The following is a 21,185-nucleotide window of genomic DNA, read 5'->3' as shown; positions in this document are numbered from 1 at the left end:
GCCGTCAAAACCGGTACCCCTTGCCCGGCACGTTGTCGATCACCTGGGGGACACCGAGTTTCCTGCGCAGCGAGGTGATGGTGACGCGCAGCACGCCCGTCCCCGCGTCCGCGTACTCGTCCCAGACGCTCCTGCGCAGCTCGGCCGAGGTGACGAGGTTCCCGTCCGCGCGCAGGAGCACGCTCAGGACGTCGAACTCCTTGCGGTTCAGCGTGACCTCCCGTCCGTCCCGGGTGACCGTACGGCGGGCGGGATCGAGCCTGATCCCGGCCCGCTCAAGCGCCGACGGCGCGGACCTGGGAGAACGGCGGGCCAGCGTCCTTATCCTGGCCACCAGCTCGGCGAACGCGAACGGCTTCGTCAGATAGTCGTCCGCGCCGATGGACAGCCCGTCGACCCGGTCGCGGATCTGTCCCGCGGCGGTCAGCATGAGGATTCTGCCGGGCTCCTCCCCGGCTGTCAGCTCGCGGCAGACGTCGTCCCCGTGGACCTCGGGAAGGTCGCGGTCGAGGACGACGACGTCGTAGTCGACGTAGGCGGCCATCTCCAGCGCCTCCTGGCCGTCGTGGACCACGTCGACGGCGATGGCGTGCAGCCGCAGACCACGCGCGATGGCGTCGGCCAGCTCCTCCTCGTCCTCGACGACAAGCACTCGCATTCCGCCTCCCTGTCCGGCACCGGGTCCAGCACCGAGGGTGGCCGAGAGGGTGTTAGCCGGGAGTAAGGCGATTGCTGAGATCTCCGGCTTATCCGTGTTTAGCACCGTGCCCGGTGAAGTGAGGCCGCGCCCCGGGCGAGTGACCCGTGGCGCGAAGGAGTGAGCCATGAACGTTCGACCGTTGCTGGCCGTTGCCCCGCTGGTCTTAGCGCTGGCCGCGTGCGGTGCCGGATCCGCGTCGGGGGCCGGGGCGGGGGCCGACGGCATCGCCGGGGCGAGCGGCGGTACGGCCAAGCCGTCCGCCTCCGCCTCCGGATCGGCCCCGGCCGACCGGCGGGACGCGCAGCTGAAGTTCGCCCAGTGCATGCGGGAGCACGGCGTGGACGTCCCCGACCCGGAAGCCGACGGCAGGATGATCATCAGGCAACCGAAGGGCGGCGACGAGGCCAAGACAGAGAAGGCCATGCAGGAGTGCCAGCACTTCATGAAGGACGCGGTCGGAGGCAAGGGGGGGCCGGCGAGCGACCCGAAGGCTCGTGACCAGATGCTGAAGTACGCCCAGTGCATGCGGGAGCACGGCGTCGACATGCCCGACCCGGATGCCAACGGCCGGTTCAGGGTTCACCTGCCCGGCGGCGGTGACGGGGAGCAGAAGGTCAAAAAGGCGCAGGAGGCGTGCAAGGAGTTCGCGCCCGGCCTGAAGGGGCAGCAGTGAGGAAGGGCCTCACCGTTGTCGCGGGTCTCCTCGTGCTCGCCGCGGGCTGGACGGCGGTCGCCATCCTCGGCGACGGCGGCGCGGGTGCCGCGGCGCCGAGCAAGCCACCCGTCCCGCCCACCGCGTCGATCACCCGGCAGGACCTGGTGGACACCAAGACCGTGGACGGCTCGCTCACCTACGCCGGTGAACGGCAGCTCGCCACGGAGGCCGCGGGCACCGTGACGTGGGTGGCGGCGGAGGGGGCGGTGGTCCGCAGAGGCCGCCCGCTGCTCAAGGTCGATCGGAAGCCGCTCGTCGTGATGTACGGCTCGCTGCCGCTCTACCGCCCGTTGCGGCAGGGGATGTCCGACGGGCCAGACGTCGAGCAGCTCGAGCGCAACCTCAGGGCACTCGGCTACGGCGACTACCTGACGGTTGACGACCACTTCAGCTACGCGACGTACCTGGCCGTCAAGGAGTGGCAGGACGACGCGGGCCTGCCGGAGACCGGGCAGGTGGACGCGACCCAGGCGGTCTTCCTGCCCGCCGCGGTCCGGGTGACCGACGCGAAGGTCTCGGTCGGCGACAGGTTCGCTCCCGGCAGGCCGTTCATGACGGTCAGCGGCATCCGGCGGCTGGTGCACGTGGACCTCGACACCGGTGACCAGACACTGGCCAGGAAGGGCGCGAAGGTCACCGTCGAACTGCCCGGCGGCGAGCGGAAAAGCGGCAGGATCAGCGCGGTCGGCACGGTCGCCGAGCCCGTCAGGTCGGGCCAGGGAAACGACGACGGCACGACCATCGACGTCGACATCACGCTCGACAAGGTGCCGAAGGCCAGGCTGGACCGGGCCCCGGTCGAGGTCGAGCTGGTCAGCGAGCGGCGAAAGGACGTCCTGACGGTGCCCGTCGAGGCGTTGCTGGCGCTGCGCGAGGGCGGGTTCGGGGTCGAGGTCGTCGAGGGGGGCGCGACCCGCGTCGTGGCCGTGGAGACCGGTGCCTTCGGCAGCGGCCTGGTGGAGATCACCGGCACCGGGCTCTCCGAGGGCATGAAGGTCGGGGTGCCCGCCTCATGATCGCAGCCGTACACGATGGAGACGAGGAGCCGCACGTGGCGGGCATGAGCGAGCCGTACGCGGTGGACGCGGTGGAGGCACGCGTGGCCGGTCAGGGCGGGCCGTACGCGGTGGACGCGGAGGCACGCGTGAGCGGTCAGGGCGGGCCGTACGTGGTGGAGCTGCGCGATGTGACCAAGGTCTACAACGGGCACGTGCGGGCCCTGCGCGGGGTCGACCTCACGGTCGGGAACGGCGAGCTGCTGGCCATCATCGGTCCTTCCGGCTCGGGAAAGTCCACCCTGCTTCACATGATCGGAACCCTGGACCGGCCCACCAGCGGGATCGTGCGCATCGCGGGCCGTCACGTGGCCGAGCTCTCCGACCGTGAGCTGTCCGCGCTGCGCGCACGCCACCTGGGATTCGTGTTCCAGCAGTTCCACCTGTCCCCGGGGGTGAGCGCGCTGGACAACGTGGCCGACGGGCTCCTCTACACCGGCATCGCGCTGCGGGCCAGGCGGGAGCGGGCCGCCGCCGCGCTGGAACGGGTGGGCCTCGGCCATCGGCTGGGACACAGGCCGAACCAGCTCTCCGGAGGAGAGCAGCAGCGGGTCGCGGTGGCCCGCGCGGTTGCCGGAGACCCGCCGTTGCTGCTCGCCGACGAGCCGACCGGAAACCTGGACTCCGTGGCGGGGGCCGAGGTGCTGCGGGTCCTGCGCGACCTGCACGCCGCGGGAACCACGATCGCGGTCATCACGCACGACGCGGAGATCGCCGAGTGGTGCCCGCGGCAGGTCCGGGTCCGCGACGGCCAGATCATCGCCGACCTCGGCGACGGGCGCAAGCCTCCGGCGGAGATCACGAAGGGAGACCAGGCGTGAGCCGCGCGGAGCGGCTGGCGCCCGCCAGGCTGAGTCCCTCCGACGTCCTGCGGGTGGGCGCGGCGGGGCTCCGTACCCGCCCGACCCGGGTGATCCTGTCCGCGCTGGGGATCGCCATCGGCATCGCCACCATGATCGCAGTGATCGGCATCTCCTCGTCCTCCCAGGAGCAGCTGCTGCGCCAGCTCGACCGGCTCGGCACCAACCTCCTCAGCGTCTCGGCGGGCCAGACCCTCTTCGGGGAGGAGGCCAAGCTGCCCACGGGGGCGGTCGGCATGGTCAAGCGCGTCGGCCCGGTCCTCACGGCCTCCGCGACCGGAGCCGTCGAGGCGACCGTCCGGCGTACCGACCACATCGCCAAGGCGGTGACCGGGGGCATCGCCGTACAGGCGGCGACCACCGAGCTGCTCACCACGCTTGAGGGGAGCGTCGTGAAGGGGGCCTGGCTGAACGCCGCGACCGAGCGGCAGCCCGCCGTCGTCCTGGGGGCGAAGGCCGCAGAACGGCTCGGCATCACCAGGACCGGCGTACGGGTGTGGATGGGGAATCGGTGGTTCACCGTCATCGGGCTCCTCGGGCCGATGCCGCTCGCCCCGGAGATCGAACGCTCCGCGCTCGTCGGGTTTCCGGCCGCGGAGGAACACCTGGGTTTCGACGGGCACCCCACGACGATCTACGAGCGGTCGACCGAGGAGGCGGTCGAGGCGGTCAGGGCGGTGCTGCCCCGCACGGTCAATCCGGAGAACCCGGAGGAGGTGAACGTCAGCAGGCCCTCGGACGCGCTGGCCGCTCGGGCGGCCGCCGCGGGCGCGTTCACCAACCTGTTGCTCGGGCTCGGCGCGGTCGCGCTGCTGGTCGGCGGGGTCGGAGTGGCGAACACCATGGTGATCTCGGTGCTGGAGCGTCGTAAGGAGATCGGCCTGCGCCGCTCGTTCGGCGCGACCCGGGGGCAGGTGCGCCTGCAGTTCCTCGCGGAGTCCCTGCTGCTGTCCGCGCTCGGCGGGATCGTGGGGGCGGTGCTCGGCGCCCTCGCGACCATTGGATACGCGCTGTCGCGTGACTGGCCTCCGATCGTGCCGCCGTGGGCGATCGGTGGCGCGGTCGCCGCGACGCTTGTCATCGGCACCGTCGCCGGTCTCTACCCGGCCATGCGCGCGGCCCGTCTGTCCCCGACGGTCGCCCTGGCGACCACCTGATCCGGACGTGCCCCGCCGTGCCGCCTCGGGGCCGCTGCGCGTCGTGGTGGCCACGCTCGCCCGATCGTACGGCGGTGCGCCACGGTGTGGTTCTCCATCGAGCGTCGCCCGGGATCCGACGATCCGATCGGGCGACATTCTCCTAGGAACCACCCCAACCCTCGTGGCGATTGCCCACGGTCCTTGCAGGTCGTGATGGGCATCGGCCAGGATCTTGCCCGATGCCACGCGAGGGCGGAGGGATTCACGTGAAACGTACGTCTCTGCTGGTCGCGCTGGTTGTGATGGGGGCGTTCCTTCCCGAAACAGCCCATGCCACGGAGGTGGGGGACGCCGGGACCGAGGGGATTCGCGGGATCGACGTCAGCAACTGGACAGGGGAGATCGACTGGGAGGCCGTCGCGGGTGGCGGTGGCACGTTCGCCTTCGTGTACGCCTCTGAGGGAGTGAACTACCGCAATCCCCTGTTCGAGACGCAGGAGGAGGGCGCGGCTGCGGCGGGCCTGATCCGGGGCGCCTACCACTTCGCTCAGCCGCACGAGTCGGACGGCGCGACCCAGGCCGACTTCTTCGTCGGCAACGGCGGCGGCTGGGTCGCGGACGGCCGGACCCTGCCGGGAGTGCTGGACGTGGAGGACAACCCCTACGGCGGCAGGAACGGCCTCGACACCTGCTACGGCCTGGATCAGCCGCAGACGGTCGCCTGGCTGAGGGACTTCATCTCACGCTACTGGCAGCGGACCGGCCGGGACGCGATCATCTACACCACTACGAGCTGGTGGCAGACCTGCACGGGAGACTCCACGGCCTTCGGCCGTAATCCCCTGTGGCTGGCCCGGTGGGGCGCGGAGCCCGGGATGCTCCCGGCAGGCTGGCCGCGTCACACTTTCTGGCAGGTCGCGGACAGGGGAACGCTCCCCGGTGGGCAGAACGTCTTCAACGGCCCCCTCTCGGCGCTGAGGACGCTCGCCCAGCCCCCGGCCGAGCTGGCCGCCGCGGGCAGGCCGGTGGGGAGGCACGCCTACGACGTCACGGTTCTCAACACCGGACCGATTCCCGCGACCAGGGTCTCCGTGATCGGCCGGACCTTCGGCGGGCAGCGGATCGTCAGGGCGAGTCGCGGGTGCCGGTTCAGTGCCACGGCGGTGCGTTGCACGATCGCGAAGCTGGATCCGGAGCACAAGGCCAGACTGCGCTTCACCACCAGGTCGAAGGACCGGGGCGAGCCTGAGGGGAGCTGGGGCGGGCCAGGGGGGAGCCGGGGCAAGTCCGAGGGGAATCGAAGCAGGCCGGGTGATCGAAGCAGGCCGGGTGGGAGCCGAGGCGGGCCGGGGGGTACGGGAAGACCCGCCAAAGCCAACGCCGCCAAAGCCAACGCCGATAAAGCCAACAGGGACGTCAGGGGCGGCAAGGCCGGTACGTCCGGTGAGCGGGGCAGGGCCGTTGACACGGAGCGGAACGGTTATCGGCGAGGGGTGAAGATCACCATGGGCACGGTGATGCTCACCATCGGATCCGCCCGGGGATGACGCCGCCTCCTCGGAGATGACGCCGGTTCTCGTCGGTCGGCGGCTTCGGCCGGACAAGATCCCTCCCTTGTCCCCGCTCGTAGCGCCTTCGCATAATGCATACTGCAATAAAGAAGTGTGCATGGGAGGTGTGATGCCACGAGGACCCGATCTCGTCGGGCTGACCGTGCTCGCGCTGCTCTCGGTCAAGCCGAGCCATCCCTACGAGATGCACCGGCTGATCCTGGACACGCACAAGGACTACGTGACGGGGCTGCCGCGCAGCCTCTACCACGCGGTCGACCGGCTGGCCGGAGACGAGCTGATCGTTCCCGTCGAGACCAGCAGGCAGGGCCGCAGGCCGGAGCGGACGGTCTACCGGCTCAGCGAGGAGGGCAGGGCGGAGCTGGCGACCCGGCTCCGGCGGTTGCTCGAGGAGCCGGGACCGGACATGCGGAACTTTCACGCCGCGCTCTCCCTCATCGGATGCCTGCCGGTGCGCGAGGCCGAACGGGCGCTGCTGACCCGCGCCGCGACCCTGGAGAGCAGGATCTTCGCCTGTGACGCGCACATGAGAAGCCTTGAGGAGAGCGGGCTGCCCCGGCTGCTGGTGCTGGAGCTCGAATACGAGCGCGCGTTGCGCGGTGCCGAGCTCGACTGGGTGCGGAGCGTCCTGGACCGGCTCGGGACCGGAGAACTGACCTGGCAGGACCGTCTCGATTTCGATGTGTTTGGAGGACCGGATGAAGAAGACCCTGCTGTATGAGGTGGCGGGAGTCGTCGAGACCTCGCGGGAACGGGTCGAGCGGCTGATCCTCACGGTGCATCCGGGGCCGGTCGGCCCCGACAACGTCTGGCTGTTCTCCTCCTCCGGTGGCACGGTCGAGGGCGGCCCGGGGCGCTTCACCCTGCGGATGCCGGCCCACTCGATGACCGTCGAGGTGACCGAGGGGACCCTGGCCGCCCAGGGCGGGTGGTGGTATCGGGGGGAGTACACCGTCGAGCCGCATCCCGAGGGCACGCTTGTCACCCACCGTGTCTTCAACGTCGCGTCCTCCGGCCGCTGGGGTGTTTCGCTGGCCAACCGGCTCTTCATCGGCTTCGGCAGGAATACCAAGGACGGCTTCGCCGCGGGGCTCCAGCGGATCGGCCAGGAGCTGGACTGCGGGACGCGCCTGCTCTGAGGCCGCCGTGACTCGCCCGGCCCGGGAAAATCTCTCGCGATGGGGACAGGGGCGGTCATAAGCTCCGCGCCATGACATTCGAGTGGACTCCACTGGCTGTGAAAGACGTGGGCAAGTGGGCGGAGCTGCTCGCGGCGGTGGAGGCCGAGGACCGGACCGGGGACAACTACAGCCAGGACGACCTCGCGGACGACCTCGGCCTTCCGGCGCTAGACCTCGCCGAGGGCACCGGCGCCGTGTGGGACGGGGACAGGCTGGTGGCCTTCGGCGCCGTCTACGCCAGGCCTGTGGCGGAACCGGCCCACCGCATGCGTCTGTGGTGCGCGGTGCATCCGGAATACCGGCACCGTGGCCTCGGCGGGCAGCTCATGAGCTGGGCGGCCCGGGCCGCCAGGACCGTGCACGAACGCCGCTTTCCCGGCTTTCCCCTTGAGCTCCACACCCAGGTGGACGATCACAACGAGTGGGCCAAAGCCGCGGTGACCGCGGCCGGTCTGATGCCGAGGCGGTCGTTCTACGGTATGCGCCGCGACCTGGGCAGGCCTCTGCCCACGAGCGTCATGCCCGGTGGCCTGAAGGTCGTCCCCTACACGGAGGATCTCGACGAGGTGGCCGTCGAGGTGCGCAACGCGGCTTTCACCGACCACTGGGGCAGCGTGCCGCACACTCAGGAGAGCTGGCGGGACCTCATCATCGGGACGAGCTTCAGCCGGGAGGACTCCTTCGTCGTCCAGGAGGAGTCGGGCAGGAGCGTCGGGCTGCTGATCACCCATTACTACGAGGCCGACAGCGAGGTCACCGGCATCCGTGAGGCGTGGATCCAGATCATCGCCACCCTGCGCGACTGGCGGGGCAGGGGCGTGGCGAGCGGGCTGCTCGCCCACGCCCTCGCCGAGTTTCGTGCCAGGGGCTACCAGAGGGCCGGTCTCGGGGTCGACGCGGACAACTCGACCGGCGCGCTCGGGGTCTACGTCCGCGCGGGATTCGAGGTCGACCGCAGCGCGACGGCCTATGTCGCCGAGCTCAGCCCAGGCGGATGACGCCCTTGGAGACCTTGATCCGCTGACTCGGCAGCGCCCGGGAGGCAGGTCCCCTGGCCACGGCGCCGTCGGAGATGCCGAACTTGCTGCCGTGGCAGGGGCAGTTGATGGTGCCGCCGCTCACGCTCGCGACCGTGCACCCCTGGTGGGTGCACTTCGCGCTGAAAGCCCGGAAGGTGCCCTTCTTCGGCTGGGTGACCACCCACTTACCCTGAATGATCTTCCCGCCGCCCACCGGGATGCTCTTGGTCTTGGCCAGGATGGTGGTCGACTCGGCGTCCGTCTCGGTGGCCTCCGCGGGGCGCGCCCACGCGACAGCCGATGCGACCAGGGCGGTCACGCCGCCGGTCAGGGTCCGGAAGATCATCACTCTGCGAGTGGGGAACGGCATGACGGGCCTCCTGGGGGTGAGGGCTCCTCAACGAACCACGTGTGATTCATATCACGGGAAACCGTGCGCGCAGCCACGCTCCCGGGGTTTCCTCGACGAGGTCGAGGCTGCCGCCGTGCCGTACCGCGATGTCCCTGGCGATGGCGAGTCCGAGCCCCGAGCCGCCCGCGTCCCTGTCCCTCGCCTCGTCGAGCCGGGTGAAGCGGTCGAAGACCGCCACCCGGTGCTCGGCGGGGATCCCCGGCCCGTCGTCGCGCACGTCGAGTACGGCCTGGCCCCCGTCCAGGGTCAGCCGCAGGGTGACCGTTGAGGCCGCGTGCCGTACCGCGTTGTCCATCAGGTTGGCCACCAGGCGGCGTAGCTGGTCGGCCGAGCCGCGGACCACGGCGTCGACGGCCACGTCGAGCCTCACCCGGACCTCGGGCCTCGGGCGGGGCCTGGCCGCCTCCTCGGCGGCGACCTGGCCGAGCTCGACCTCCTCGTGACAGGCGGGTTCCCCGGCGTCGAGACGAGCTAGCAACAGCAGGTCCGAGGTGAGCTTCTGGATCCGTTCCACGTCGGTCAGCGTCTCGGCGACCAGTGGTTCCCGCGGGGCGAGTTCCAGGCGGGTGCGCAGGATGGCCAGCGGGCTGCGCAGCTCGTGGGCCGCGTCGGCGACGAAGCGCTTGTGCCGGTTGACGGCGTGCTCCAGCCGGTCGAGCGCGCTGTTCATCGTCTCGGCGAGCCTGGCGATCTCGTCGCGCGAGCGTGGCACGGGAACCCTGCGGTGCAGGTCGCTGGCGGTGATGTCGGCCATCTCCTCGCGGATGGCGGACACCGGCGCGAGCGCCCTGCCGACCACCAGCCAGGTCAGCGCCGCGACGAGCAGAAGGAGCGCCGGGATGCCGGGAAGCAGCAGGCTCTGCAGCGTGTTCAGGGCGTTCTTCGTGGGCTCGAGGGAGGCCCTGGCCTGCACCAGCAGCGGCCCCTGCTCCGTGGGGACCTGCGTGGTGGCGACGGTGAAGGATCCGAGGGACGTCCACTCGCCCGCGGGGGAGATGACCGAGTACTCCCTGGGGGAAAGCTCGGCGTACTTCACGGAGGGGAGGTCCGCTTTCGCGTCGGGAGGCAGGGCCGGGGAAACATCGGAGACCACGGTTCCTCCGGAGCCCACGAGCAGGGACTTCAGAGCGGAGGCGGGGAGGACGCCTGAACGGTCCTTCTCGATGCCCTTCTCCGGGAGAGGCTGCTCGGGGACGGTTCCCGGGGAGTCGGGGGCGACGGGGGCGTCCTCGGAGGTGTCGGCCGGGAAGGACTTGTGGAGGATCATGATGTCCGGGTCGATGACCTGCCCGGCGACCAGGTCAGATTTGTCGACCTTCGTCTGGGCGGCGAGCACGTCCGCGGTGGCGTCTGCCCGTCGGGTGGCCTCGGCGGACGCGCTCTCCACCAGGCTGCCCATGAGCACGCCGACGAGTACGGCCGCCGCGACCCCCAGCGCGACCGCGACGATCGCGGTCGCCGCCAGGGTGGCTCTGACCCGGACGGAAAGGCGTGACATCTCAGGCCTCCAGCCGGTAGCCGGCACCGCGTACGGTCACCAGGGACGAGCGGCCGAACGGAGAGTCGATCTTACGGCGCAGTGCGCTGATGTAGACCTCGACGATGTTCGGGTCGCCGTCGTAGGAGAAGTCCCATGCCTGGGCGAGCAGCTCCCCCTTGGAGACGACCTCTCCCTGCCTGCGGGCCAGGCCGTGCAGGACCGCGAACTCCTTCGGGGTGAGGGAGATCTCCACCTCCCCCCTGCGGCAGCGGAGCCCCGCCGGGTCGATGGCCAGGTCGCCGACCACGATGGAGACGGGCCTCGCCCCGCCTCCCCTGCGGGTCAGTGCGCGCAACCGGGCCAGCAGCACCACGTAGGAGAAGGGCTTGGACAGGAAGTCGTCGGCGCCGGTGTCCAGGGCCTCGGCCTCATCGTGCACCCCGTCCTTCGCGGTGAGCATCAGGATCGGCGTCCAGTTCTCGGCCGCGCGGAGCCTGGCGCAGACGGTGTAGCCGTTCATCCTGGGAAGCATGACGTCGAGCACGATCACGTCGTAGGCGTTCTCGCTCGCCATCCACAGCCCGTCACGACCGTCGTGGGCGACGTCGACGGCGAACCCCTCTGAGGCCAGGCCGCTTCTCAGCAGGTCGGCCAGGCGCTTCTCGTCCTCAACCAGCAGCATGCGCATGACGTCCAGCCTGCCGCAGTCCGCCTAAAGCCAGCCTGAAGACGATTTCTGCCGCCTTCAGGCTGGGTTCAGCATGCGGACGCGAGCCTGTCAGCCCAGACCACCGATCCGACAGGGAGAGACGCGCATGCGTATTCGTATTCTCGCGGCCGCCGTGATGACGACCGGGGCCCTGATGACCACGCTGACCGGCGCGGCCAGCGCCGACACTCCGAGCCCTGTGCCCAGTACCGAGACCTCGGATCCGGCAGCCATCCTCGCCTCTCCGAGCCAGGGCCTTGTCGTCGACCCGCAGAGTCCCGGCCTCGGAGGAGGCGTCTACGCCATCCGATGCGAGGGGGGAAAGCTGAGCGTGAGGTCGTACAAGATCACCGAGGAGGAGCTCAAGAAGTTCGACACGCTGAAGGAAGACATGAAGCTCAAGGAAGGGGGCTTGAAGGCGGTTCCCGATGGGCCCATCCTCAAGCAGGCTCCTGACGGGTCCGTCTTCAAGGTGGCTCCCGACGAGCAGGGTTCCGACCCGGCGAGGCCGGGTGTGGAGAAGAGGGTGGAGGAGTGGAAGGTGGCCCCTGACGGGTCCGTTCTCAAGGAGGGTCCTGACGGGTCCGTCTTCAAGGTGGCTCCCGACGAGCAGGACTCCGACCCGGCGAGGCCGGGTGTGGCGGAGAAGGACGGCACGTTGCAGGACCACGTCGGGAGCGCGCTGTCGCCCAGCATTCCTTCCGAAGTGCCCACCGCCGTCCCCGCCCCCCGCCTGGACGAGGTCACTCCCGACGCGTCCTCGGGAGCCACGGCGGAGGTGCCCGCAGCGCCGCTGCCCGAGCTTTCCGGCAAGATCGGACCGGGGGGTGGCGTGATCCTGGAGTCGAAGGACGGGGAGGTCACGATCACCAAGATGATGGGCGCCGATGAGAAGGGCGTGACCTCGCCCGAGGGGGACCTCCTGCTCACCTGCTCGTCGATCTCGCCGGAGAAGCACTGACCCTCACGCGATCCGCACCGCACGGGGGATCGGTACGGGTTCGTTGGCTAAGGCCCGGATCGCCGCCGGCCGTACCGGAGCCGTGGAAGGTCTCGAACACGGCGAAGGCGCACGGCCGCCACACCCAGCACCCGAGAGAGGCGGCCTGAGAGAGGTCGGCGGCGAGGGGTGGAGACGCGGTCGAAGCGCGGGGGACGCGCGGGGAACCGCGATCCAGGAAAACCGGGGCCCGGGGAGAACGGGGGTTCAGGAAGAACCGGGCCCCGGAGCCGGGGGCGTCCACCGGGAGGGGCTCCGAGAGGCGTCCGGCGGGGAAGAATCCGGCGGGTGTCCGGCTGAGAAGGATTCGGCGGTGTCCGGCGGGGAGGAGAGGGCTCCGGCGGGTGTCGCTGCGGAGCCCGCACATGCGGATACGGCCCGTACCCTTGTGGTCCGGGCCGTATCCGCAGTGGATCAGGGCAGCTTCTTCGAAGCCTGGTCCGCCTTGTGCTCGGCCTTGTTACCGAGCCGGTCGGCCTTGGCGCCGACCTTCGATGTGGTCTCCCCCGTCACGTCGGAGACCTTCTCCGAGGTGGACCGCGCCTTCTCCGACGCCCACTGGGAGGCGTCAGAGGCGTTCTCCTTCATCGCGTCGGTCCACTTGTCGGCGCTTCTGCGGTACAGCGCGAAGCCGACCGCGCCGATCGCGACCCCCGTGAGCAGCAGAAGCACCGGCCATTTACGGGACTTGACGGGCGGTGTGGGATCAACCTTGTTCGCCGCCTGCAACAGCAACGCGCTGACCCTCGGCGCGATCTGCTCCTCGACCGAGTGAGCCGCGGCGTCCAGCTTGGGCGCCGCCCATTCCCTGGCCACATAGATCCTGTCGTTGGCCGCGCCACGAGCATGAGTGGCCGCCTCACGGGCGTGGCCGGCCGCCTCACGCGCCTGAACGGCCACCGGGCTGACCCGCTCTGAGGCGAGGTCGGCGGCACGGGACACCTGGGCCTTCATCTGATTCAGGCGTGTGTCCGGAACCACGATCGTGTGGCGCTTTCCAAATAGTGCAAGAGGCACGTTAACCTCCCCAGTTGTCGGGGCCCCGTTGCCTCCCCTTCCCGCTCGAAGGCGGCTCAATCATTACCGGCCGTGGGAGGATGCTAGGGGGACCGGCTACGGCCGCAGCCACCAAAACACCATGAAACAGCACGTTACAGAGGCTTTAGCCAACTACATGAAGGGGGAGCCCGATCGTGGCTGAGAACTTGATCGCAAACCTGAACACCAATCGTGGCACCGTGAAGGTTCGGCTCTTCCCGAACCACGCGCCCAAGACCGTGCGCAACTTCGTCGAGCTGGCAGAGGGCACCCGCGAGTGGGTGCACCCGGAGACCGGGCAGAAGACGAACGCCAAGCTTTACGATGGCACGGTTTTCCACCGGGTCATCGACAGTTTCATGATCCAGGGTGGTGACCCGCTGGGCCAGGGCACCGGCGGCCCGGGCTACAAGTTCGACGACGAGATCCACCCGGACCTGTTCTTCGGTCGCCCCTACCTGCTCGCCATGGCCAACGCGGGCACCATCGGGGGACGCGGCACCAACGGCTCGCAGTTCTTCATCACCGTGGTGCCCACGCCGCACCTGAACGGCAAGCACACCATCTTCGGTGAGGTCATCGAGGGCCAGGACGTCGTCGACGCGATCGTCAAGACCGAGACCGACGCCCGTGACCGTCCGACCGACCCGGTGGTCCTGGAGTCGGTCACGATCGACCGCGTCCAGGGCTAGTCACCTGGGGCGGCGGCCTCGCGCCGCGACCGCCGCCCCACGGCCCGGCACGGTCCCGATGGTCGTGCCGGTGAGCTTCACCACATTGGTGTGCCCGCTCACTGGTGCGTGTGCTCGGGATCATGAATAGGCTGGCAGTCTGTGGATAACAGCACGGTCGAAGGGGCCAGCGACACGCCATGACCACCCAGCCACCCAGCGAGTCAGAAACCGCTGCCGTTCCCACGTGTTATCGGCATCCCGGTCGTGAGACCTACGTGCGCTGTCAGCGCTGTGACCGGCCCATCTGCCCGGACTGCATGCGTGAGGCCTCGGTCGGCTTCCAGTGCCCCGAGTGCGTGGCCGAGGGCAACAGGACGGTACGGCAGGCGCAGTCGGTCTTTGGCGGCAGAGCGGTCGCCACCCCCAGGGTCACCTGGACGCTGCTCGTCGTCAACGTTCTGGCCTACGCCGCGGAGACCCTCAGCCCCGGTCCTGTGCTGAACGGTTTCGCGATGAACTCCGGCGCCGTCGCCTACGGTGAATGGTGGCGCCTGCTCACCGGGGCGTTCCTGCACGCGCCGCTGGCCGGCGGCGTTTACATGATCACCCACATCGTGTTCAACATGTGGGCGCTCTACGCCATCGGCCCCGAGCTGGAGCGGCGCCTGGGCTCACTGCGCTTCCTGGCGCTCTACCTGCTGTCCGCGCTCGGCGGGTCCGTCGCGATCTACCTGTTCGGCATCGCCGCGGTCGGTGCTTCAGGCGCGATCTACGGCATGTTCGGCGCGTTGTTCGTGGTCGCCAGAAGGCTGGGCTACGACGCCCGCGGCGTGCTCTGGCTGATCGGCATCAACGCGGTGCTCACCTTCATGATCCCCAACATCAGCTGGCAGGGGCACCTCGGCGGCCTGATCACCGGCGCCGTGGTCGGCGGGATCTTCGCCTACGCCCCGGCGAAGAGCCGGAACGTGTTCCAGTGGGCGGGGTGTGCGGCGGTGTTCGTCGCGCTCGTCGCGCTGGTCCTGCTGCTGCCGCCGTACGTCTACCAGATACAGATCGGTCTTCCCGGCTGACCCGCCTGATCCACACCCTGGTGCTTCCCCAGGGTGTGGATAAACACTGTGGAAAAAACTAACGCCAGCGCGTGGACAGCACCACACCGAAGATGATGAAAGCGAACCCGATCAGCAGGTTCCAGTTCTGCAGGGCGCCGATGCCGGGTGCGTGCGGTGCGATGTAGTAGACGGCGATCCACAGGATTCCGATGATCCAGGAAGCCACCATGACCGGCGCAAGCCAGCGCGGGCTCATTTTGACCTGCTGGGACGTCTGCGGCGGTGTGTAAACCGCCTTCTTGCGAGTCTTAGGCTTGGGCACTGGGGTTCTCCTGCGTCAACCCTGCGCGGTCGGATCGTGCGCAGGCCATGTCAGCTAGCGTAATCGCTGGTGGCGAAGACTCGAGTAAGAATAGTCGGCGCACCCATGACATGGCGATCCCATAGGGGTCCATCGACGCGCAAACCTTGGTTCAACGGTGCGATCCCCGCCGTGTCGTAATGATTCATCGTCATTAACGTGAGCGCATGAGGGCCGCGCTGAGGGCGTTCGGAGAGTTGAGCACGACCGCGGGGCTGGTCGTCCTGTTCTTCTGCACCTACCTCCTGTGCGGAACCGGTTCCTACACCGCGCGGCAGCAGGCGATGCTGCGCGAGCGGTTCCTCGGCGACCGCGACGGGCTCCCGGCGAGGGATCCGGCGGCGGGATCCGGTGGCGTCCGGCTGGGCGGAGCGCTGGCGCTGCTCAGGATCCCCAGACTCGGCGACGACTACGAGTACGCCGTCGTCGAGGGTGTCGGCTGGGAGCAGCTACGGATGGGGCCCGGTCACTACCCCGGTACCGCCCTGCCCGGAGAGATAGGAAATTTCGTGCTTTCTGGGCATCGAACGACCTACGCTGCCCCCTTCAACCGGCTCGGAGAGCTCCGCCAGGGCGACGAGATCGTGGTCGACGCCAGGGACGCCCGGTACACCTACCGGGTCACCGGAGAGCGCGTCGTCGACCCCGGCGAGACGGCCGTCATCGCCCCCGTGCCCGGACTGCCGGGCCGCAGGCCGACCACGGCCATGATCACACTGTCCACCTGCCACCCGGAGTACTCCGCCGCCCAGCGGCTCGTCGTCTCCGGCGAGCTGGAGCGGCGTGAGGAACGCCGCAGATGAGGAGTCCCGATATGTACGGCTGGATCTGGCGGTTGCTCCCCGGCCCCTTCGTGGCCAAGGCGCTCGTCGCGGTCGTGCTCGCCGGGGTCGCGGCGGCCGTACTGTGGTATGTCGTGTTTCCCTGGATCGAACCCCGTGTCCCGCTCGACCACGCCACCGTGGGCCGATGACCCGCGTCCTGGTCGTGGACAACCATGACAGCTTCGTGCACACCATCGTGCAGTACCTCCGCGTGCTCGGCGCGACCTGCGACGTGCGTCCGCGGGACCACGTCGTGCCGCAGGACGCGGCCGGTTTCGACGGGGTTCTGATCAGTCCGGGGCCGGGCAGCCCCGAGGACGCCGGGGTGAGCGTCCCGCTCGTCGGCTACTGCGAGGCGCATGACCTGCCGCTGCTCGGCGTCTGCCTCGGCCACCAGGCCATCGCGGTCGCCCACGGGGCCACCGTGGCGCGGGCTCCCGAGCTGATGCACGGCCGTACCAGCCTGATCATCCATGACGGGCGCGGTGTCTTTGCCGGGGTGCCGTCCCCGGTGACCATGACGCGCTACCACTCGCTGGCCGTCGTGCCCGGGACGGTCCCGGAGACCCTCGAGGTGACCGCGACCACCGGTGATGGCGTGATCATGGGACTGCGCCACCGCGCCGCGCGTGTTGAGGGCGTGCAATTCCATCCCGAGTCGGTGATCTCCGAACACGGCCATCTGCTGCTCGGAAACTGGCTCGCCGGGATCCTGTAACACGTCGTTCGTGCTGAACGACTAACCAGTGAGCCCTTCCGCCATCGCCCCCGAGTGGCGGAAGGGCTCTTTTTCGTCCGTACCCCGTCCGGCTCGGGCCGGGTAGGACCACACGATGGTGTGGCGGCCCTAGAAGTCCATGTCGCCGCCACCCGGCATGGCCGGAACGGCTGAGGCCCTCTCGGGCTTCTCAGCGATGACGGCCTCGGTGGTGAGAAACAGCGCCGCGATGGAGGCGGCGTTCCGCAGCGCGGAGCGCGTCACCTTGGCCGGGTCGATGATGCCCGAGTCGAACATGTTGACGTACTCGCCGGTGGCGGCGTTGAGACCCTCGCCCGGGGGCAGGCCGCGGACCCGCTCGACCACGACGCCACCCTCGAGGCCGGCGTTGACCGCGATCTGCTTCAGCGGCTCCTCAAGGGCCTTCCTCACGATCGCGGCACCGGTGGCCTCGTCGCCCGCCAGCTCGAGCTTGCCGAAGGCCTTGGCGCCGGCCTGCAGCAGCGCGACACCACCGCCGGGCACGACGCCCTCCTCGACGGCTGCCTTGGCGTTGCGGACGGCGTCCTCGATGCGGTGCTTGCGCTCCTTGAGCTCGACCTCGGTCGCGGCGCCCGCCTTGATGACGGCCACGCCGCCGGCCAGCTTGGCCAGGCGCTCCTGGAGCTTCTCGCGGTCGTAGTCGGAGTCGGTGCGCTCGATCTCGGCGCGGATCTCGTTGACCCGGCCCGCGATCTGGCCCGCGTCACCGGCGCCGTCCACGACGGTGGTCTCGTCCTTGGTCACGACGACCTTGCGGGCACGGCCCAGCAGATCGAGGGTGGCGGTCTCGAGTTTGAGGCCGACCTCCTCGGCGATGACCTGGCCACCGGTCAGGATGGCGATATCGCCCAGCATGGCCCTGCGGCGGTCGCCGAAGCCCGGGGCCTTCACCGCGACCGACCGGAAGACGCCCTTCATCTTGTTGACGATCAGGGTGGCCAGGGCCTCGCCCTCGACGTCCTCGGCGATGACCAGCAGCGGCTTGCCTGCCTGGACGACCTTGTCGAGCAGGGGCACCACGTCCCTGTTGGCGGAGACCTTGCCGCTCACGATCAGGACGTATGGATCGTCCAGGACCGCTTCGAGCCGGTCGGAGTCGGTAATGAAGAGCGGGGCGATATACCCCTTGTCGAAGCGCATGCCCTCGGTGAGTTCGAGCTCCAGGCCGAAGGCGTTGCTCTCCTCGACGGTGATGACACCTTCCCTGCCGACCTTGTCCATCGCCTCGGCGATGAGCGCGCCGATCTCCGGGTCGGCGGCGGAGATGGAAGCGGTCGAGGCGATCTGCGCCTTCGTCTCCACGTCCCTGGCCAGCGCGGACAACTCCTCACTGACCCGTTCGACGGCGGCCTCGATGCCCCTCTTGAGGGACATCGGGTTGGCGCCCGCGGCGACGTTGCGCAGGCCCTCGCGGACCAGCGCCTGGGCCAGCACGGTGGCGGTCGTGGTGCCGTCACCCGCGACGTCGTCGGTCTTCTTGGCGACTTCCTTGACGAGCTCGGCCCCGATCTTCTCCCACGGGTCCTCGAGCTCGATCTCCTTGGCGATGGAGACACCGTCGTTGGTGATCGTGGGGGCGCCCCACTTCTTCTCCAGAACGACGTTACGGCCCCTGGGGCCGAGGGTCACCTTGACGGCGTCCGCGAGCTGGTTCATGCCGCGCTCGAGACCACGCCGGGCGTCCTCGTCGAACACGATCATTTTCGAGGCCATTACTGCTCCTGCTCTTGAAGGGGGCTTCGGGACGGCGCCCGCGACGGACGGTCCGCCGGTAGGTGAACCACCTGTCGGCGGACCTCGCCGTCCCGGCATACGCCCTGCGGTTGGCACTCTCCGGGTGTGAGTGCCAGGCGTCCCTCGCACTCTACCCACAACTTGCGTGACACGCATATAGTGCGCGGTGCGTACATAGTGCGTGATGCGTAGCATCGGATAGAGTTGACCCATGAACGACGACGCCATGGATCTCCGGGCGCGCAACAGACAGGCCACCCGAGAGGCGATCGGTCACGCCGCGCTGCGCCTGGCCATCGAGCAGGGCCCCAACGGGCTGGCCCTGGTGCGCGTCCACGACATCGCCACGGCCGCGGGTGTCTCGTCCCGGACCTACAACAACTACTTCTCCAGCAGGGCGGAGGCGATCTGCGCCCTGCAGGCCGACCAGTCCAGGAGTGTGGGGGAGACGCTGCGTTCCCGGCCCGCCGACGAGCCGCTCGACCAGGCCGTCATCGCGGCCGTGATCGAGCTTTACACCAACCCCGAGCCCGACAGGGCGGGTCTGAGCATGATCATGTCGACGCCTGAGCTTGAGGGGGAGGCGCTGAGGGCGTTCACCATGGCGGAGGGCCCGCTCGCCGAGGCGATCGCGGCACGCACCGGCACCGACGCAGGACGCGACCTGTTCCCCACCGTCACGGCCGCCGCGGTGGCCGGCGCCATCCGCGTGGCGGGACGGCACTGGCTCACGCCCGGTAACACCGCGCCCTTCGCCACCATCCTGCGCAGCGCCCTGTCCTGCGTCGTTCCCGCCGCGCCACCAAACCAGACGCCCCCGTGAGCTAGGGCACAGAACGGGTGAGGACCCCCGCCGGGCGGCGGGGGTCCTCACATTTTCCAGGTCTCGGACCGCGGAGAGGCCCGGGTGCTCCTCGGGCCCGGGAAGCCGTCGAGGGCTTCCCGGGAGCCGAAGGCTCAGCCCAGTTCGCCTCCGTCGCCGGGCGGGGTGTCGAAGATCGACCCGTCGTCGGTCTCCGTCGGCTCCGGCTCCGGCTGCTGGGGATCATCGGTCGGCTGCTCGGTCGGATACGTGGGCTGCTCGGTCGGCTGCGGGGCCTGCCCGCTGGAGACGATCAGCGTGATCGTGGTGCCGGGGGTGAGCTTGGCGCCGGGCTCGGGAGCCTGGCTGAGAACGGTGCCCTCGGGCAGGTCGCTCTCCTGCTTGACCACCTTGACCTTGAAGCCCGCCTCCCTGAGCATCCTGGTGGCGTCCTCGACCGTGAGGTTGGCCACACCCGGCACCTCGACGGCCTCCTTGGGAACGTAGATCCGGACCGTGCTCTCCTTGGCCGCCTTCTTGCCCGCCTCGGGGTCGGTCTGGAACACCTTGCCCTGCGGACGGCTGGACACCTTGGTCTGCACGCTCACCTTGAAGCCCTTGGCCTCGAGCGCGGAGGTCGCCTCCTCGACGGTCATGTCGAGCACGTTGGGCACCTCGACCTTCTCGATGCCCTTGGAGACCTTCAGAGTGACCACGCTGTTCTTCGCCACCTCGGTGTCGGCGGCCGGGTCGGTGTCGATGACCGTGTCCTTCGGCAGCTTTTCGTCGAACACCTCCTCGACCTTGACCTGCAGCCCGAGATCGGTCAGCGTCTTGCTCGCCGTCTGGACGGTCTGCGTGGCCAGCGTCGGGATCTTCACCTTGCCCGTGGCCGAGCTGCCGCCGGGCGCGCTCAGGAACATGTAGCCGACGCCGATGAAGGCGCCGATGATCAGCAGCGGGACCAGGATCCACGCCGCCGTCTTGACCGCGGTGTTGCCGCTGCTCTGCTGGCGGCGTCGGCCGCGCTCGCCCCGCCCACCCTCCTGCGTGCCGTACTCGTAGGCGGGGACGGCGGTTGTGCGCTGCGTCGCGGGCCCGCCGGGAGCGGGGGGCTGCTGCTGCATGGTGCGGGTGGCCGAGCCGTAGTTGTTGGCCAGGGCCATCGTCTGGGCATCCGTCGGCATGCCCGACATCGCACGCTGGATGTCGGCGCGCATCTCCGCCGCGCTCTGGTAGCGCTGCGCCGGGTCCTTTGCCATCGACTTCAGCACGATGGCGTCGGCCCACGCGGGGATGTCGGGGTCGATCTGCGACGGCGGGATCGGGTCCTCGCGCACGTGCTGGTAGGCGATCGCGACGGGGGAGTCACCGGTGAACGGCGGCTGCCCGGTCAGCAGCTCGTACAGCACGCAGCCGGTGGAGTAGATGTCGCTGCGGGCGTCGACCCGCTCACCCCTGGCCTGCTCCGGCGACAGGTACTGCGCGGTGCCGATGACCTGCGCGGTCTGCGTCATGGTCGCGGCGGAGTCAGCCATCGCGCGGGCGATGCCGAAGTCCATGACCTTGACGTCGCCGTTACGGGTGATCATGATATTCGCCGGCTTGATGTCCCGGTGAACGATGCCGCCGCGGTGGCTGTAGTCCAGCGCCCGCAGGATTCCGTCGACCAGCTCGGCCGCGCGCTCGGGCAGCAGCCGCCGGTCGGCACGCAGCAGGTCGCGCAGCGTGCGGCCGTCGACGTACTCCATCACGATGTACGGCACCGGCGCACCGTCCGTCACGTCCTCGCCCGTGTCGTAGACCGCGACGATGGACGGGTGGTTCAGTGACGCGGCGGACTGCGCCTCCCGGCGGAAACGGGCCTGGAAGATGTGGTCTCTCGCCAGGTCCGCGCGGAGGGTTTTGATGGCGACGATCCGATCCAGCCGGATGTCTCGTGCGCGATAGACCTCGGCCATGCCGCCACGCCCGACGACGCCGTCAAGCTCGTAGCGATCGCCGAGGCGTCGGGGCTGAGTCATTTCCTGCACTGTCCCTTACCGTTCATCTTGGGTGCCGGTGACCTCTTGGGCCACCGGTGTCCATCATCAACC

23 protein-coding genes are annotated in these 21,185 nt (G+C 69.4%); 15 read left to right on the top strand and 8 right to left on the bottom strand.

The annotated features are described in order from the left end of the window. Positions 1-4: 4 nt before the first annotated feature. The gene (locus AB0395_RS24345; RefSeq protein ID WP_366284076.1) at positions 5-658 is read right to left on the bottom strand and encodes a response regulator transcription factor; all 654 of its coding nucleotides are present in this window, start codon (positions 656-658) and stop codon (positions 5-7) included. A gap of 166 nt (positions 659-824) precedes the next feature. Between AB0395_RS24345 and AB0395_RS24340 the strand changes: the two genes are divergently transcribed. The 8 genes from AB0395_RS24340 (at position 825) to AB0395_RS24305 (ending at position 8,219) form a co-directional block, all read left to right on the top strand. After that, positions 825-1,373: a hypothetical protein gene (locus AB0395_RS24340; protein WP_366284073.1), complete on the top strand. Its 549-nt coding sequence runs from the start codon at positions 825-827 to the stop codon at positions 1,371-1,373. Beyond that, positions 1,370-2,431 carry a peptidoglycan-binding protein gene (locus AB0395_RS24335; RefSeq protein WP_366284071.1) on the top strand — a complete coding sequence of 354 codons (1,062 nt, stop codon included), beginning with the start codon at positions 1,370-1,372 and terminating at the stop codon, positions 2,429-2,431. Before AB0395_RS24340 ends, AB0395_RS24335 begins: the two co-directional genes overlap by 4 nt. Continuing rightward, positions 2,428-3,291: an ABC transporter ATP-binding protein gene (locus tag AB0395_RS24330; protein WP_366284069.1), complete on the top strand. Its 864-nt coding sequence runs from the start codon at positions 2,428-2,430 to the stop codon at positions 3,289-3,291. Before AB0395_RS24335 ends, AB0395_RS24330 begins: the two co-directional genes overlap by 4 nt. Continuing rightward, entirely contained in the window at positions 3,288-4,487 is a 1,200-nt protein-coding gene (locus AB0395_RS24325) for an ABC transporter permease (RefSeq protein WP_366284066.1), read from the top strand. The genes AB0395_RS24330 and AB0395_RS24325 overlap by 4 nt, the downstream gene beginning before the upstream one ends. Positions 4,488-4,735: 248 nt before the next feature. Then, a complete protein-coding gene (locus AB0395_RS24320) occupies positions 4,736-6,016 on the top strand; it encodes a lysozyme (RefSeq protein WP_366284064.1) in 1,281 nt (426 codons plus the stop codon). A 133-nt stretch (positions 6,017-6,149) separates the two neighbouring features. After that, on the top strand, positions 6,150-6,761 hold the full coding sequence (locus AB0395_RS24315; RefSeq protein ID WP_366284061.1) for a PadR family transcriptional regulator: 612 nt from the start codon (positions 6,150-6,152) through the stop codon (positions 6,759-6,761). Beyond that, complete coding sequence (locus AB0395_RS24310; RefSeq protein WP_366284059.1) at positions 6,739-7,179, top strand: hypothetical protein; 441 nt, start codon at positions 6,739-6,741, stop codon at positions 7,177-7,179. The genes AB0395_RS24315 and AB0395_RS24310 overlap by 23 nt, the downstream gene beginning before the upstream one ends. A 71-nt stretch (positions 7,180-7,250) precedes the next feature. Further along, a complete protein-coding gene (locus tag AB0395_RS24305; RefSeq protein ID WP_366284057.1) occupies positions 7,251-8,219 on the top strand; it encodes a GNAT family N-acetyltransferase in 969 nt (322 codons plus the stop codon). Here AB0395_RS24305 and AB0395_RS24300 read toward each other — a convergent pair. From AB0395_RS24300 to AB0395_RS24290, 3 genes are read right to left on the bottom strand one after another with little or no spacing between them, the layout of a single operon-like run. Further along, entirely contained in the window at positions 8,203-8,610 is a 408-nt protein-coding gene (locus AB0395_RS24300; protein ID WP_366284055.1) for a Rieske (2Fe-2S) protein, read from the bottom strand. The two genes, AB0395_RS24305 and AB0395_RS24300, sit on opposite strands and share 17 nt — an antisense overlap. A gap of 46 nt (positions 8,611-8,656) precedes the next feature. Beyond that, positions 8,657-10,150, bottom strand: coding sequence for an ATP-binding protein (locus AB0395_RS24295; protein ID WP_366284052.1), 1,494 nt, complete (start codon positions 10,148-10,150; stop codon positions 8,657-8,659). Between the two features lies 1 nt (position 10,151). Next, on the bottom strand, positions 10,152-10,820 hold the full coding sequence (locus AB0395_RS24290) for a response regulator transcription factor (protein ID WP_366284050.1): 669 nt from the start codon (positions 10,818-10,820) through the stop codon (positions 10,152-10,154). A gap of 127 nt (positions 10,821-10,947) precedes the next feature. Between AB0395_RS24290 and AB0395_RS24285 the strand changes: the two genes are divergently transcribed. Next, positions 10,948-11,802 (top strand): hypothetical protein, encoded by an 855-nt coding sequence (locus AB0395_RS24285; RefSeq protein ID WP_366284049.1) that lies wholly within the window; start codon positions 10,948-10,950, stop codon positions 11,800-11,802. A gap of 453 nt (positions 11,803-12,255) precedes the next feature. Here AB0395_RS24285 and AB0395_RS24280 read toward each other — a convergent pair whose 3' ends face one another. Then, positions 12,256-12,795 (bottom strand): hypothetical protein, encoded by a 540-nt coding sequence (locus tag AB0395_RS24280; protein WP_366284047.1) that lies wholly within the window; start codon positions 12,793-12,795, stop codon positions 12,256-12,258. Positions 12,796-13,046: 251 nt separating this feature from the next. On the opposite strand from AB0395_RS24280, the gene AB0395_RS24275 reads away from it, so the two are divergent. Both AB0395_RS24275 and AB0395_RS24270 read left to right on the top strand, forming a co-directional pair. Continuing rightward, on the top strand, positions 13,047-13,571 hold the full coding sequence (locus tag AB0395_RS24275) for a peptidylprolyl isomerase (protein WP_366284206.1): 525 nt from the start codon (positions 13,047-13,049) through the stop codon (positions 13,569-13,571). Positions 13,572-13,870: 299 nt separating this feature from the next. Next, entirely contained in the window at positions 13,871-14,626 is a 756-nt protein-coding gene (locus tag AB0395_RS24270; RefSeq protein WP_366284045.1) for a rhomboid family intramembrane serine protease, read from the top strand. 58 nt (positions 14,627-14,684) lie between these two features. Here the strand turns inward: AB0395_RS24270 and AB0395_RS24265 are convergent, their stop codons facing one another. Further along, a complete protein-coding gene (locus AB0395_RS24265) occupies positions 14,685-14,930 on the bottom strand; it encodes a cell division protein CrgA (RefSeq protein ID WP_366284043.1) in 246 nt (81 codons plus the stop codon). Between the two features lie 206 nt (positions 14,931-15,136). On the opposite strand from AB0395_RS24265, the gene AB0395_RS24260 reads away from it, so the two are divergent. From AB0395_RS24260 to AB0395_RS24250, 3 genes are read left to right on the top strand one after another with little or no spacing between them, the layout of a single operon-like run. Further along, on the top strand, positions 15,137-15,772 hold the full coding sequence (locus AB0395_RS24260; RefSeq protein WP_366284040.1) for a class E sortase: 636 nt from the start codon (positions 15,137-15,139) through the stop codon (positions 15,770-15,772). Next, the gene (locus AB0395_RS24255) at positions 15,769-15,942 is read left to right on the top strand and encodes a hypothetical protein (RefSeq protein WP_366284038.1); all 174 of its coding nucleotides are present in this window, start codon (positions 15,769-15,771) and stop codon (positions 15,940-15,942) included. Before AB0395_RS24260 ends, AB0395_RS24255 begins: the two co-directional genes overlap by 4 nt. Beyond that, on the top strand, positions 15,939-16,511 hold the full coding sequence (locus tag AB0395_RS24250; RefSeq protein ID WP_366284036.1) for a gamma-glutamyl-gamma-aminobutyrate hydrolase family protein: 573 nt from the start codon (positions 15,939-15,941) through the stop codon (positions 16,509-16,511). Before AB0395_RS24255 ends, AB0395_RS24250 begins: the two co-directional genes overlap by 4 nt. A 129-nt stretch (positions 16,512-16,640) precedes the next feature. On the opposite strand, the gene groL is transcribed toward AB0395_RS24250, so the two are convergent. Further along, complete coding sequence (gene groL / locus AB0395_RS24245; RefSeq protein WP_366284034.1) at positions 16,641-18,266, bottom strand: chaperonin GroEL; 1,626 nt, start codon at positions 18,264-18,266, stop codon at positions 16,641-16,643. A 232-nt stretch (positions 18,267-18,498) separates the two neighbouring features. Here groL and AB0395_RS24240 point away from each other — a divergent pair, with 232 nt between their 5' ends. Then, entirely contained in the window at positions 18,499-19,110 is a 612-nt protein-coding gene (locus AB0395_RS24240; RefSeq protein WP_366284032.1) for a TetR/AcrR family transcriptional regulator, read from the top strand. Positions 19,111-19,244: 134 nt separating this feature from the next. On the opposite strand, the gene pknB is transcribed toward AB0395_RS24240, so the two are convergent. Further along, a complete protein-coding gene (gene pknB / locus AB0395_RS24235; protein WP_366284031.1) occupies positions 19,245-21,113 on the bottom strand; it encodes a Stk1 family PASTA domain-containing Ser/Thr kinase in 1,869 nt (622 codons plus the stop codon). Positions 21,114-21,185: the final 72 nt, after the last annotated feature.

It is taken from the genome of Streptosporangium sp. NPDC051023 (assembly GCF_040689595.1).
GTDB lineage: Bacteria > Actinomycetota > Actinomycetes > Streptosporangiales > Streptosporangiaceae > Streptosporangium.
Note: the sequence above shows the minus strand (reverse complement) of the source record. Positions and strands in the feature narration are given on the sequence as shown.